7 protein-coding genes and 1 pseudogene are annotated in these 14,423 nt (G+C 72.7%); 5 read left to right on the top strand and 3 right to left on the bottom strand.

Features of this window, described 5'->3' with window-relative positions:
* A complete protein-coding gene (locus ACLEQD_RS00950) occupies window positions 1–2,991 on the top strand; it encodes a hypothetical protein (RefSeq protein ID WP_410380995.1) in 2,991 nt (996 codons plus the stop codon).
* Window positions 2,991–5,792 (top strand): ATP-binding cassette domain-containing protein, encoded by a 2,802-nt coding sequence (locus ACLEQD_RS00945; RefSeq protein ID WP_410380993.1) that lies wholly within the window; start codon window positions 2,991–2,993, stop codon window positions 5,790–5,792. Before ACLEQD_RS00950 ends, ACLEQD_RS00945 begins: the two co-directional genes overlap by 1 nt.
* Before the next feature lie 18 nt (window positions 5,793–5,810).
* Here the strand turns inward: ACLEQD_RS00945 and ACLEQD_RS00940 are convergent, their stop codons facing one another.
* Window positions 5,811–8,438: a carboxypeptidase regulatory-like domain-containing protein gene (locus ACLEQD_RS00940; protein WP_410380991.1), complete on the bottom strand. Its 2,628-nt coding sequence runs from the start codon at window positions 8,436–8,438 to the stop codon at window positions 5,811–5,813.
* A gap of 505 nt (window positions 8,439–8,943) precedes the next feature.
* Here ACLEQD_RS00940 and ACLEQD_RS00935 point away from each other — a divergent pair.
* The 3 genes from ACLEQD_RS00935 (at window position 8,944) to ACLEQD_RS00925 (ending at window position 12,914) form a co-directional block, all read left to right on the top strand.
* Window positions 8,944–11,100, top strand: a complete 2,157-nt coding sequence (locus ACLEQD_RS00935) for a molybdopterin cofactor-binding domain-containing protein (protein ID WP_410380989.1) — start codon at window positions 8,944–8,946, stop codon at window positions 11,098–11,100.
* Between the two features lie 2 nt (window positions 11,101–11,102).
* Entirely contained in the window at window positions 11,103–11,591 is a 489-nt protein-coding gene (locus ACLEQD_RS00930; protein WP_410380987.1) for a (2Fe-2S)-binding protein, read from the top strand.
* A gap of 102 nt (window positions 11,592–11,693) precedes the next feature.
* A complete protein-coding gene (locus ACLEQD_RS00925; RefSeq protein WP_410380985.1) occupies window positions 11,694–12,914 on the top strand; it encodes a DUF6068 family protein in 1,221 nt (406 codons plus the stop codon).
* A gap of 64 nt (window positions 12,915–12,978) precedes the next feature.
* Here the strand turns inward: ACLEQD_RS00925 and ACLEQD_RS00920 are convergent, their stop codons facing one another.
* Both ACLEQD_RS00920 and ACLEQD_RS00915 read right to left on the bottom strand, forming a co-directional pair.
* Window positions 12,979–14,100 (bottom strand): HAD-IC family P-type ATPase, encoded by a 1,122-nt coding sequence (locus ACLEQD_RS00920; RefSeq protein ID WP_410380984.1) that lies wholly within the window; start codon window positions 14,098–14,100, stop codon window positions 12,979–12,981.
* Between the two features lie 85 nt (window positions 14,101–14,185).
* Window positions 14,186–14,365 (bottom strand): annotated as a pseudogene (locus ACLEQD_RS00915) (hypothetical protein); the annotation flags it as partial.
* Between the last annotated feature and the right edge of the window lie 58 nt (window positions 14,366–14,423).

Below are 14,423 nucleotides of genomic sequence, written 5' to 3'. Positions count from 1 at the left end.
ATGAACACGCGCCTCACCCTGATCCTCAACACCCACATGCCGCAGGTGTTGGGCGAGGGGCCCCTCTTCGATGAGCCGGAGAACTGGCTCTTCGAAGCGCTGACGGAGACGTACCTTCCGCTGTTCCGGATGCTGGAGCGCTGGGACTCCCGGCGCTTCGCCGGCACGCTGGTGATGTCCTTCACCCCGTGCCTGGTGGACCAGCTCGTCGCCTGCGAGGAGCGCTACACCGGCTACCTCCAGCTGCTCCGGCGCATCGCCACGCGCGAGCTGGAGCGCACGTCGCGGCTGGACCTCTACAACCGCTACGAGAAGTTCCCCCAGTCGCTGTCGGACGAGCAGCTGGCCCGGGTCCACCGCACCGCGGGCATGTACCTGCGCCGCGTGGAGGACAGCCTCGCGTTCCTGCGGGAGCACAGCCTGCGCGACGTGTTCGCCACGCTGGGGCGCTCGCGGCTGCCGGGCGTGCAGCTGTGGACGTCCACGCCGCAGCACAACTTCCTGCCCTTCTTCCAGCCCGCCGTCGCGGACCGGCTGGTGGCGCGGGGCGTGGAGTCCTTCCAGGACGTCTTCGGCCGAGAGCCGGACGGCCTCTGGCTGCCCGAGTGCGCCTTCCAGCCGGGCCTGGAGCGCGTGCTCACGCGCCACGGCATCCGCCGCACCGCGCTCAGCCTGACGGGCATTGGCGCGTCACAGCCCCAGGACCCCAGCGGCGTGTTCCGCCACGAGGACCTGGAGGTGCTCGTCCACGACTACCGCATCGGGCTGTACCTGTGGAAGTCGCCCGAATCCACCTATCCCGCCCATCCCGTCTACCGCGAGTTCTTCCGGGACGTGGGCTTCGACCTGCGCCCCGAGTACTTCGAGGAGCTGGGCGTGCCCGTGCCCGCGAACAAGCGGGGCCACGTGTGGACGGGCCTCAAGTACCACGCGGTGAGCGGGCAGAAGGTCGACCTGGGGCAGAAGGCGCTCTACGACGTGGACGCCGCCCGCGCCCAGGTGCCCCAGCACGTGCGCGCGTTCTGGGACCTGCTGGAGTCGCGCCGCTCGCTCGTGCAGGACGGGCAGACGTTCGTGCTCGCGTTCGACACGGAGCTGTTCGGCCACTGGTGGCACGAGGGCGTCGACTGGCTGGAGGGCGTCATGCAGCCCGCCGCGCCGCGGGAGCTTGCGTCCCCCCCGCCAGCACCGCCGCCCGAGCCGCCGTCGCTGCCCCGGCTCTACTATTCGACGTGGGGACGCGACTTCTACAGCGAGCACTGGCTGACGCCGGGCAACGCGTGGATGTACGCGCTCATCAAGTTGGTGGAGGCGCAGCTGCCGGAGCCGGTGGACGCGGAGACGCAGGAGACGTGGCGCCGCTTCGAGGTCTTCAGCGGCAGCGACCTGCTCTTCATGATTCCGGACCCGACCCAGCGGGACCGGGCGCGCGCGCTGTTCCTGGCGCGCTACGCGGACGTCGTGTCGCGGCTGAAGGACTTCTCGCCGGAGCTGCTCACGTCCTTCCCGGTGGATCCCTTCAAGTGCGTGCTCATCCACGTGAGCCGCGCCGGCGGGCAGGAAGAGCCGCCGTTCCTCCTGCGCCGGCTGTCCCTGGAGGGCGTGAACACGGAGGCGCGCCGGGAGCTCACGCTGGACGCGGAGGTGCTGGAGGTCGCGGGCCTGCGCGTCGCGTTCCAGTACTTCCTCTTGCACCCGCAGGGCCGCTACGCGCTGCGCGTGGAGGGCTCCGGGCGCGAGCACGTCTTCCAGATGCCGGACTACGGTGTGCCGCTGCTCATCGCGCCGGACACCCGCACCTATCCCAAGTACGACCCGGAGGTGCTCTACCGGAAGCTGGGGGAAATCTGGGAGGGCGACCAGCGGCTGCCGCTCAAGCTGAACCCCACGCTGCGCAGCCGCCACATGTACACGCGCGCGCAGGTGATGGAGGTGCTCGCGGGCAAGCGGACCGCCGTCTTCAAGTACAACAAGGAAGGCTACGCGCTCTTGCGCTTCCGCGACCGCGGCCCGGCCCCGGCGTCCGTCGTCTTCGACGACTCCGTGTCGCTCAGCGACGCGGGCGCGTACATCCAGGCCGGGGAGCTGTCCGTGCCCGTGGTGAACGACCCGGCGGACATCGCGCGCCACGACTTCGACGCCGTCGTCTTCACGTGCTCGCTCAACTTCGAGACGGAGGTGCCGCACGTCCGGGCGCTGCTGGAGGTGGCCACGCGCAAGCGGCTGCCGGTGGTGTCGCTGTACGACGACATCCTCTATTACGACCTGTTCGACGGGCTGGAGCCGGACCCGGGCCTCTTCTGGCGCGTGGCCGTGCCGGAGCAGGACGCGCTCGCGAAGCCGGGCCCCGCGGAGTACGGGCCGCGCAACCTGCTGGGCGTCTTCGGCACGGACACGGTGCAGGGCAAGTTCACCACGCAGGTGTACCTGCGCGAGGCGCTGGCGAAGCACGTGCGCGTGCGCCACCACGCCACGGAGCCCACGGGCATCCTGCTGGGCTCGGACACGGGCTACTCGCGCGTGCTGCGCGTGGAGGGCCCGCAGCGGCTGGCGTTCGAGCGGCGGCTCATGGCGGACCTGGCGCGCGACTGCGACCTGGTCATCACGGGCGGGCAGAACGGGCTGCTCTACACGCCCGCGGGCCTGGACCGCCGGGCCAACGCCTCCACGCTCATCTACGAGACGTTCCTGCCGCGCCTGGTGGTGCTCACCGTGTCGGTGGACACGAAGCCGGAGGACGTGGTCGCGACGCGCGAATATCTGGAGATGCTGGCCCGCGAGCACGGCGTGCCCTGCACGGTGGTGGGCCTGGCGATGATGGGCGGGCGCAAGCTCCTGGGCAGCCGGTGGACGGAGACGTGGTTCCTGGGCGTGCGCGATGAGGTGCTGGAGGAGGCGCGGCGCAAGATGGAGCAGCACACCGGCCTGCGCGTCCATGCCATCCCGGAGGAAGTGGACGCGCTGGCCCAGAGCGTGCTCACGCACCTGTGATGGAAGCGGGCGGCGAGATGCAGGCGGACGGCTCCCCCGGGCTGCGGCAGTCGGCGCGCTACCTGGCCGCGCTGCTGCGGCTGCTCAAGCCCGCGTGGGGTGCGCTCGCGCGCAGCGCGCTCCTGGGCCCGGTCATCACGCTGCTCTGCCTCATTCCGCCCTTCCTCACGCGGCTGCTGTTCGACCACGTGTCGTCGCCGCGGGACCTGGACCTGCTGCACGTGCTGGTGCTGAGCATCCTCGCCGCGTCGGTGGCCGCGGCGCTCGCGGAGACGCTGCTGGGCTACTACTCCGCGTACCTGACCGTGAAGCTGGAGAGCTCCTCCGCGCTCTACCTCTTCAACCACCTGCAGCACCTGCCGGACCGCTTCTTCTCCCGGCGGCAGGTGGGGGAGCTCACCAGCCGCTTCGATGACGCGAAGGCGGGCATGGCCCTGGTGCTGGGGCTGCTCCGGCTGGTCTTCTCGCAGCTCACCTTCCTGCTCGTCATCCCGTTCACGCTGGCGTCGCTCCACTGGGAGCTGGCGCTGGCGGCCCTGGCCACGCTGCCCTTCGTGGTGGCGGTGCCGCTGTTCATGGGCCGCGCCATGGGCAGCGCGTGGCAGGAGGTGATGGGCGTGCACGGGGCGCTCAGCGCGCTCCAGGTGGAGACGCTGCGGCAGAGCCGCACGACGAAGGTGCTGGCGCTGGAGCCGTTCGTCTACCAGCGCGCGGCGGGGCTCATGCGGTCCGTGCTGCGGGCGCACCTGCGGGCCCATGGGGTGGAGGGGCTGCTGCGGCTGTTCGAGCGCTCGGTGGAGGCCGCGCAGACGGCGCTGTTCACCTGGCTGGGCTGGCGGCTCATCCTCCAGGGCAAGCTGACGCTGGGCGGCTTCGTGGCCTTCGTGGCGTATGCCGCGTACCTGCGCGGGCCGGTCATCGAGGCCATCGCCTTCGTCACCAGCCTCCAGCAGCGCGGCGTGCACCTGCGCCGCTTCTTCGAGTACCTGCACGAGACGCCGGAGCAGGACCCGGCCCGCTCGCTGACGGCCCCGGCCCCGCTGGGGCAGCGGCTCTCCGGTGGGGTGGAGCTGGAGGCCGTGTCCTTCGGCTACCTGCCGGAGCAGGACGTGCTGCGCGAGGTGAGCGCGCGCGTCCCGCCCGGCGCGGTGGTGACCATCGTGGGCTCCAGCGGCTCCGGCAAGACGACGCTCGCGCGGCTGCTGACGCGGCTGGAGGAGCCGGGCCGGGGGCGCGTGCTGTACGACGGGCAGGACGCGCGCGCGCTGGAGCTCTCCGACCTGCGCCGGCAGCTCGCGGTGGTGTGGCAGGACGTGGAGCTGTACCACGGCACCGTGCGCGACAACCTCACCCTGGGCCTGTCCGACGTGAGCGAGGAGGACCTGCGGCAGGCGGTGCGGCTGTGCGCGCTGGAGCCCGTGCTCGCCGGGCTGCCCCAGGGCTTCGACACGCCGGTGGCCGAGGCGGGCGCCAGCCTCTCCGGCGGACAGCGGCAGCGGCTGGCGCTGGCCCGCGCGGTCTTGCGTGACGCGCCGGTGCTGCTGCTGGACGAGGCCACCTCGCAGCTCGACGTGGAGACGGAGTCCGCCATCGTGCGGGGGCTGCTCGCGCGGGCGCGGGAGCGCGGTCAGACGGTGCTGTTCATCACGCACGGCTGGCCAACGCGCCGCTGGCGACGAGGTGTGGATGCTCGCCGGAGGCCGGCTGGTGGGCCGGGGCCCGCACGCGGAGCTGCTCGCGCGCTGCGCGCCGTACCAGCGGCTGTTCCGCGCGGGCCTGGGCGAGGCGGACGCCGCCTAGCGCGGACGGAGAACCATGGCGAACGAGCTCCCACGCCCCACCGCGCCGCCGCTGCCCTCGACGCTGCCGCTGCTGGAGGACCCCGACCACGCGGGCCTCTTCGTCGTACGTCGGATTGGCACCCTCACGTTCGTGCTCCTCGTGGTGCTGGGCGCGGGGATGGCGCTCGCGGGCTCGCTCGTGCATCTCACCGTGGACGTCCCGGATGCCGTCCCGCCCCGCACGGAGTCCGTGTCCCTGGGCACCTATGTGCTGCGGCAGCTCCAGCACTGGGAGCCTTCGCGGGTGGGAGGCGGCGCCCCGTGAGGAAGGTGGGCATCATCGACAGCGGCGTGGAGGTGGCCTTCCTGCGCGAGCACTCGGTGCGGCTCGCGGGAGCGGCCTCCTTCACGCTCGACCTGGACGCGCAGGTGCTGGAGGCGCGCGTCTACGAACGGGAGGAGCTGGAGGCGTGGCGGGCCGGCGCGAGCGCGCTGGACCTGGAGGACACGCACGGACACGGCACGGCCGTGCTGAGCATCCTCCACGACCAGGTCCGTCCCTGGCCGGACGTGGAGCTCTACGTGGCCCGCGTCCTCGACCAGAACGTGCGCGGACACTCGCTGTGCCTCGTGGAGGCGCTGGGGTGGATGCTGGATGAGGTGGGCGTGGACGTGCTCAACCTGAGCCTGGGCACGCCCCACCGCGCGCTGGAGGCGCCCATGCGCGAGGTCACGGACCGCGCGGTGGCACGCGGCGCCATCATCGCCAGCGCTGCGGGCGGAGTGCCCACCCTGCCCTCGCTGCTGGAGTCGGTGGTGTCCGTGGGCGACCCCGCCCTCATGGAGCGCGTGGGCGCGGACGTGAAGGTGGACCACGTCGTGGAGGAGCGGGAGGTGAAGCTCTACATGGGCGGCCACTGGATGCAGGTGCCCATGACGACCAGCTTCGCCTGCCCGGTGGCGGTGGCCGGGGTGCTGCGCGACGGCCCTCCACCGGGCTGGCGGCGCAAGCAGGGCTGAGCACCGCACGGGGCGCCTTCACGGCGTGGGCTGGCCCTGCTGTGGGGGCTGCGCCACTTCCAGGGAGACGTCGCCCAGGTCCAGCACCTCGCCGTCCTTCACCTTCAGCGGCTTGCGCAGGCGCCCCTGGGACGGGCCGCCCAGGATGACGAGGACGCGCTCGCCCGCGCGCACGCCCGTGAGAGAGAAGCGGCCCTCCCCGTCCGGGGCGTGCTCCGGGGAGGGCGGCTCGCCCTCGATGAAGATGAACGCATCCGGGACGGGCGCCTTCGTGGCCGCGCTCACCACGCGGCCCTTCACGGTGGCGGGCTCCGTCAGGGGGATGTCCACCTCGAGCACCGCGCCCGAGCCGGGAGCGGCCAGGGCCTCTCCGACGGAGCCATCCACCGTGCGCGCCGTCAGCTTCACGGGCTCGGGCGGGACGTCGCGCAGCTCGAAGCGGTCGCCGGAGAACTCCCAGGGGCCCTCGCCCTGGGGCAGGAAGCCCTTCTGGAGCTGGAGCGACAGGGAGAAACCCCGGACGGGTTCGCCCTTGCGCACCACGCGGCCGCGGAGGAACGCCGAGGGCCGCAGCCGCACCACGACCTCCTGGCCGGTGGTGACGGGCACGGGCTCGCTGGAGCGTCCCCCGTTGCGCGCGCCCAGCAGCACGCGGCGTGGGGCGGAATCTCCCACGCGCGTGAGCGGAATGGCGAAGCGGCCCTCCTCATCCGTGGGCGACATCGCCAGGGGAATGCCCTTCCCGTCCGCCGCCGTGAGGGTGATGACGGCGCGGGGTGAGGGCGAGCCATCCGGCTCCAGGACGACGCCCCGGTATTCGTTCACGTCGCGCGTCTCCTCCCACGTGAACTCGGCCTGGACCGTCCGGCCCGCCTCCACGCGCACGGACTTGCGCTGGCCCTGGGCGAAGCGGCCGCGCGCCGCGAGCATGAGCGTGTAGCCCCCCGAGGGGAGGACCATCCGGAAGACGCCTTCCGCATCCACCACGACCTGGCCCACGCCCGGGGCCACGCCTTGCGCCGGCTCATCCGCCAGGGCCGTCACCTCCAGCGGCGCGTCCGGGAGGGAGCCCCGGGCCGCGCGCACCACGCCCTCCACGGTGCCCGTGCCCTCCAGCGTGAAGTCCGCCCGGGCCGTGCCGTTGGCCTCCACGGAGACGGTCTTGCGGACGCCCACCGTCGAACCCTCGTGGCGCGCGGAGAGCGACAGGCGACCCGTGGCGAGCCCTTCGAGCCGGTAGCGGCCATCGGCATCGGTACGGGCCTCGATGGGCTTCGCGTCCGCGCCATCGCTCCAGCGGTTGACGCCCGAGATGCGGGCCTCCGCCACCGGCGCTCCGCGCGTGTCACGCACCTGGCCCTCCACGGCGCCGGTGCGTGAGAGCGTGAGCGCCACGGGGAAGCGCTCGCCCTGGGTGACCGTCAGCCCGCGGCGCAAGGCAGGCGAGAAGCCGGGGGCGTTCACGCGGGCGTCGTAGCTGCCGGGAGCCAGCCCGCGCACGAGGAAGTGGCCCTCCGCGTCCGACACGGCGACGCCGGGGGCTCCGTCCCCGCCCGAAAGGCTGACGTCGACGCGCGCGCCCTCCACGGGCCCGCCCGAAGCCTCCTCCACGACGCGGCCCTCCAGCACCGCGCCCGGTCCCAGCTGGATGCGCACGTCGCGCACGGTGCTGCCCGCGACGCAGAGGACCGGCAGGTCGAGCGCGCCGGACTCCTCGCCGCGTCGCGCGGACAGGGGGTGAGAGCCGGGCTCCACCTCCACGGAGAACCCACCCTGCGCGCCCGTCGTCACCACCTGGTAGGGATTGCCGCCCACCCGCACCTCGGCGTCCGCGGCCGGCAGGCCCTTCGCGTCCACGACGAAGCCCTCGATGACGCTCGCCAGCCGGAGCGCCAGCGTCAGGGGTCCTTGCGTGGGGATGCGCAGGCGGCTCATCACCACGCGCGCGTAGCCGGGGGCGCGGGCCTCCAGCAGGTAGGCACCGGGGGCGAGCCCGTCGATGCGGAAGTTCCCGCGCTCGTCGCTCGTCGCATAGACGCGCTCGTCGTCAGGGGCATCGGCGCGCTGCCAGACCTGCAGCTCGCGGGCATGCGCCGTGAGGACGACCTCCACGAGCGGCAGCGGTTCATTCGAGCCGCGCACCACCGTGCGGCCCGTCAGGGATTGCGCGGGCTCCAGGGTGAGCCGCAGCACCGTGCGCGGCTCGCCATGCGGGCGCACCACGTCACGAAGGAGCGGAGCCAGCCCCGGTGCGCGCACCGCCACGAGGTAGCGGCCGGGCCCGGAGGCCAGCAGGACGTGTCCCGTTGGATCCGTGAGGCCGGAGCCCCTCAGCGTCCACGCGGACGCTCGCGAGCCCGGTGCGTAGAGCCGCACGGTGGTCCCGGGCGAAGGCTTCCCATCCGCGAGCACCTCCACGTCCAGGACGCCCTCCGCCTCGCTCGGGGGCTGTGCCGCGGGGAGCGCACCGGCCTCCCCGTGTCCGGAGTCCTCCGGCGTGGACCCGGGGCGCGTGGAGGGCGTCGGCGCGAGCGTGGCTTTCGCGCTGCCCTTGGGAGCGTCCGGGCCGCCGGAGCGCAGGGCCCAGAACAGCACGAGGCCGCACGCGACCAGGACCGCCACGCCACCGATGAGCCACCTGCGCATGCCCGCCATCCTCCCCCCCGCCTCCATGGGGGCACTGGCCACCAGTATCACCCGAAGCCGCGTGCACGTCCCGTCTCGGGCTCCGGCCCCGGGCATGACGCTCCGGCTCGAAGCGCACGAGCGGGCGCCTGGAGGACGAGGCCTGAGTCCGGAACAGGTTCACGCAGGCGTGGACAACGCCAGGCGCCCTGCCTGCGGCGCTCCGCACGATCCTGTCCGACTGTCGGACAGGTTTTGGACCCTGGCCGCCACGGAGACCTGTCGGACTGTCGGACCGGTTTGGAACCGCGTCGGGCAGCCCTGGCTCCTCGCGGTCGCGGGAACCTGTCCGACTGTCGGACAGGTTTGGAACAGCGCGGGAGGCAGCCCGGGGCTTCGAGACAGGACAATGCTTCGGGTCCGCTCAGGGTCCTGTGCTGGATGCTTCCGGACTCCAGGTGACAGGTGCCGCACAGGGTTTCGTGGGTCGTTGGGCGTGCCCTTGGCCGCGTGAGAAACTTTCTCCATGGCTGACATGCTGCCCACGGACGCAGCGCCTCCAGGCGGTCTCGACCGCCGCCGGTTCCTGACGTGGCTGGTGGCTTCGCCCACGTTGATGATCGCGGCACGGTGCGGGCTCGACCTTCCCTCGGCCCAGGCCGCGGAGTCCGCGGCGCTGGAGGAGACGTCGCTCAACCTCTACGTCGCTGTCCGGACCGATGGGCGCGTCGTCGCCACCCTGCCCCGCACGGAGATGGGCCAGGGCATCACCACCGCCGTGGCCATGCTCGTCGCAGAGGAGCTCGACACGGGCCTGGATGCCGTGGACGTGTCCACCGCCGACGCGGATCCCCGCTGGCTCATCCAGCTGACCGGGCTGTCCTCCACGATGCGCTACCTGGCCGGACCGCTCCGCGCCGCCGCCGCGGAGGCCCGGGCGCGGCTGGTCACCGCCGCCGCGCACCGCTGGCGGGTGCTGGCCCTCACCCTCACCACCGCGCAGGGCGAGGTCCGCGCTCCCGATGGCCGCCGGCTCGGCTACGGCGAGCTGGCGGAGGACGCCGCGCGCGTGCTGCTGCCGGAGGTCTCTCCGCTGCCGAAGTCTCCGAGCGAGTACACCGTCGTCGGTCAGCCCACGGGACGTGTCGACGCACGGGCCATCGTCACCGGCGAGGCGCGGTACACCCTGGACCTCGACATCCCGGGCGCGGTGCCCACGGTCGTGGCGCGGCCTCCCACGCTGCGCGGCACGGTCCAGTCCTTCAATGCCTCCACCGCCCGCGCGATGCCCGGCGTGGTGGGCGTGGTGCAGCTCCCGTCAGGCGTGGCGGTGGCGGCCCGGACGTTCGCGCAGGCCTTCGCGGCTCGCGATGCGTTGCAGGTCACCTGGGCACCGGGGCCAGCCAGCCACCTCTCCGACGCCGACATCCGCGCCCGGCTGCGCGACGCCATCGGGCCCCGGCCGCTACCGCCGCTGCTCACGACGCGGGTCGTGGAGGGGCGCTTCGACTTCCCCTACCTCGCGCACGCGCCCATGGAGACGCAGAGCTGCGTGGCCCGCGTGACGGGCGACGTCGCGGAGGTCTGGTCCGGCGTGCAGGACCCGAAGTTCGCGCGGAGCCAGGTCGCCGCGGCGCTCGGCTGGGCGCTCACCCCGCAGCGGGTCACGGTGCATCCCATCCGCGCCGGGGGCGGCTTTGGCCGGCGCTTCTTCACCGAGGCCGCCGTCGAGGCCGCGCTCATCTCGCGGTCGCTCGGGCAGCCGGTGAAGCTGATGTGGAGCCGCAACGATGACATGCGCCACGGCCACTACCGGCCCGCCAGCCACCACCGCATCCTCGCCTCGATGGGCCCCGGCGGCTCCATCCTCGGCTGGCATCACCGCGCCGCCATCCCCACCGTGGAGTTCCCCCACGGCTTCGGAGATCTGCTCACCTCGCTGCTCGGTCAGGTCCTGCCGGACGTCACCAGCGCGGTGTTCTTCGCGCTGACCCAGCACGTGCCCTACCAGTTCGGCTGGGTCGCGCAGGAGCTGGCCGAAGTGCCGCTCCCCATTCCCACCGCCTCCTTCCGCTCCGTCTTCACCAGCCAGGTGGGCGTGGCCAACGAAGTCTTCGTCGACCAGCTGGCCCGCGAGCTCCAGCGAGACCCCGTGGAGCTGCGGCGCTCGCGCCTCACGTCCCGAAGGCTCAAGGCCGTGCTGGACCGGGTGGTGCAAGAAGGCGCCTGGGGCCGCGCGCTGCCACCCGGGGTCGCGCAAGGCGTCGCGGTGCTGGAGGAGTGGGACAGCGCCATCGCCCACCTCGTCGAGGTGGACGTCACCAGCGGCACGCCGCGCGTGCTGCGCGTGGTCATCGCCGCGGACGTGGGCCTGCCCATCAACCCGAAGGGCATCGAAGCGCAGCTCCAGGGCGCCGCGCTGGACGCGATGTCCACCACGCTGAGCGCGGGGCTCCACATCGACGCGGGCGCCGTGCGCGAGGGCAGCTTCGCGGACTACCGGTGGCTGCGGATGAAGCACGCGCCCGCCTCCATCCAGGTGCACCTGGTGCGCTCCGACGACCGCGTGGGCGGCGTGGGAGAGCTGGGCTACCCCAGCGCGGCGGCGGCCCTGACCAACGCCATCGCCCGGGCGACGGGCACCCTGCCCACCCGCTTCCCCATCCTCGACGAGGGAGCCTGACCATGCCGGCCCATCAATTCATGCTCAACGGTCAGCCGGTGTCGGTGGAGTCGCCCGCGGACCTGCCCCTGCTGTGGGTGCTCCGCGACGTGCTGGGCGTCACGGGCCCCAAGTACGGCTGCGGCGTGGGCGTCTGCGGCGCGTGCACCAGCCACCTGGACGGCGAGTCCTTCCGCCCCTGCCTCCACCCCGTGGGCGAAGTCGCGGGCCGCGAGGTGAGGACCATCGAGGGCCTGGCGGACGAGACCGGACTGCACCCGGTGCAGCAGGCGTGGATCGCCGAGGACGTGGCCCAGTGCGGCTTCTGCCAGCCGGGGCAGATCATGGCCGCCGTCGCCCTGCTGAGGAAGAACCCCCAGCCGACCGACGCGGACATCGACGCGGCCATGAGCGACAACGTCTGCCGCTGCGGCACCTACGTCCGCATCCGCTCCGCCATCCACCGCGCCGCGCTGCTGCTGCGAAATGGAGCAAGCCCTCGGGACAGATGAACGCGGGACGCTGTCAAGAAACCCCTGCCGGGTGGTGTGCATTGGCAGGGCCGCACCGAATCGGGTTCACACGCTCCGGGACCAATGGCAGACAGGGAGCCCATGCGGCCTCCCTCCTCGCGCCTCCTCCTCCTGCTGTGCACGGCGCTCGTGTCGGGCCCCGCCTGCGTGGGCATGAAGCCCGTTCCCCTTCCACCGGAGGCCGCGGCTTCACCGTGGAAGTACGCACGCGTGGGGGACCGCGTGGAGTACGCCTTCGGCAGCAGCTTCTTCAATCCCTACATCCCCTTGGACATGAAGGACTTCCTCCAGAGGGGGTTCCCCGAGGAGCCCCGGGGACGTTCGAACCGTGTCGAGGGCCGGATGGCCTTGGAGGTCGTGGCCGTGCGGCCTCCGTGGGCCTGGCTCGCCATCACCTTCACGGACGACCAGGGCCGTCCCCATCCCCATCGCGCGCTCGCCCAGGCCCACGTGCTGCCCATGCGCATGGAGGAGTCTCGGCCGCGCCCGCCCTTCCAGCCCATGGACGGCACCGTCACGGAGGAGCGATACGCCGCCGGAGGACAGACCTGGGGCGCCCGGCGCATCGTGCAGGACTCCCGCGTCAGCGATGGCTCGCTGGAGGTCCGCGTCCACGCCACGGCGCCCGGGCCGCTGTACCTCACCCAGGGCCTGCTCGAAGCCAGCAGCAGCTCCGCCGGGATGGGAGAAAGCGTCTCCTATCACCTCCAGCTCCAGTCCTTCCGCCAGGGCACCCTTGAGTCCGGCGAGGTCCCCACCCTGAAACACCCCCTGGGCCCGGGCACCTGGTACGACGTGGTGAAGACGGATGACGGCCAGCCCCCGAAGCTGCACCGCTACTGCATGAGCGCGGAGCGCGGTCAGCTGCTGACGACGACGTGGACGGGCACCCCGGGCACTGCGCCTCCCTGCGGCGACTTCCAGGGTGCGTCCAGCTTCTCGCTGGGAGAGGCCCTGCTCGGCGTCATCGCCCAGGCCGCGCTCGTGTTTCCCGGGTGGCCGCCCGTCCCGGGAAAGGTCACGTCCACGCACAGGGAGACGGTCACCCTGGGCTCGCACGTGATCCCCGCCATTGTCTGTACGCAGTCCTTTGGCCAGCAGGACCCCTCCGACGCCATCTCACAGAAGGTCCGGTACCCGGAGGACCCGTGGGGTGCCGGGCTCGACGGCCTCTCCAGCTGGGTACGCTTCAACGCCCTGGCGGAGAGCCCCTACTTCGGCCCGACCGAGGATTCGCGTCAGCTTGAATACTCCACGGCCCTGGGCGACTGGGGCATCTGGTGGAAGGACGGCGGGAACTGACGCCGCCGCGCATGGAGACGGGCTCGCCGGACAGCGGCTGCGGGCCATGAAGCAGGCCGGGGCGTCAGGGTGCCCGCGGACGCCTGAGCGCCACGGCCGCGAGCCCCATCCAGCCAAGGACAGACAGGGCCAGGCCCAGGCGGAAGCTCAGCGGGTCGTAGTCGAAGCGGACCGTGTGGAGGCCTCGCGGAACCCGCACGGCGCGCAGCACCAGGTCCGCCCGGTGGATGGGCACCTCCTGCCCGTCCACGGTCGCGGTCCAACCCGGGTAGTGGCTGTCGGACACGACGAGGTAGCTCTCGTCGCAGGCGTCCACCTTCAACTCCAGGTGCCGCGCGCCCTGCCGCACCCACGCCACGGAGCCCGTGCACTCGGGCCGCTCCAGCGGCGCGCCCGAAGCGAGGAAGGCCGTGTGCCGGAAGGGCTGAGCGGCATCCTCCACCGCCGCGAGCGCCTGGGCATCCGTCACCACGCGGGCGCGCTGCACCAGGAAGGCGCGCGGCAGCGCGGTGCGCGAGCGCGACAGGGTGGTGCCGTCGTCCGCCGTGTTGAGCAGCTCCAGGTCGTCGAAAGGAGGTGGCCCCTGGCGCAGGTAGTGGGTGACGCCCACGAGGTCGTAGAGGGGGCGCTGGCCCGCTTCATGGAAGACGTCCGAGAACAGGGGCTCGGGGGCGCCGAAGCCCTCCAGCGCGGGCAGGCGCTCCTCGACGAAGCGGTTGGGGATGAGCCGTTCGAGGCTGCGCTCGATGGTGTCCCTCTTGCCCGCGCGCGTCGGGTCCTCGGGGCTCCGGATGTCCACGCTGATGCGGCCCGGGAAGGGCTGGGGCAGGAAGACGCGCAGGGAGAAGGGCCGCAGCAGCGAGTTCAGGGGCGTGTACTGCGGCCGGCCCAGCAGCGCGTGTGACGCCGCCACCTCCAGCACGCGGGGCGCGGACTCCGGGGGCCACACCTCGCGCACCTCCATGATGCCCAGGGTGAGCGTGCCCGTCTTGTCCGTGCAGATGACCGTGGCGGAGCCCAGCGTCTCCACCGCCTGCATCCGCCGCACCAGCACGTGGCCCTTCACCATGCGCTGCACGCCCACCGCGAGCGCGAGCGTCACCACCGTGGGCAGCCCCTCCGGCACCGCCGCGACCGCGAGCGCCACCGCCGCGAGCAGCAGCGCCACGCCCGACTCGCCGCGCATCACCCCCAGCCCGCGACCAGGGCCCCACCGCCACGCACAGCACCAGCAGCATGCGGGTGACGCCCTCCAGCCGCTGCTGCAGCGGGGTCTGCGACACCTGCGCCGTGCGCACCAGGTGCGCGATGCGGCCCAGCTCCGTGTCCATGCCGGTGGCCGTCACCTCCGCGACCGCCGTGCCCGCCGCCACGGACGTGCCCATGAAGACGCGGTCCCTGCGCTCCGCCAGCGGGGTGGAGTCCGGCAGCGCGCCGACCTGCTTGTCCACCGGCGTGCTCTCCCCGGTGAGCGCCGCCTCCAGCGTGAGCAGCGCGTGCGCGGAGAGC

Origin of the sequence: Corallococcus sp. 4LFB, from assembly GCF_046520365.1 — a bacterium.
GTDB classification, from domain to species: Bacteria; Myxococcota; Myxococcia; order Myxococcales; family Myxococcaceae; genus Corallococcus; species Corallococcus caeni.
This window is presented reverse-complemented; position numbering and strand designations above follow the sequence as displayed.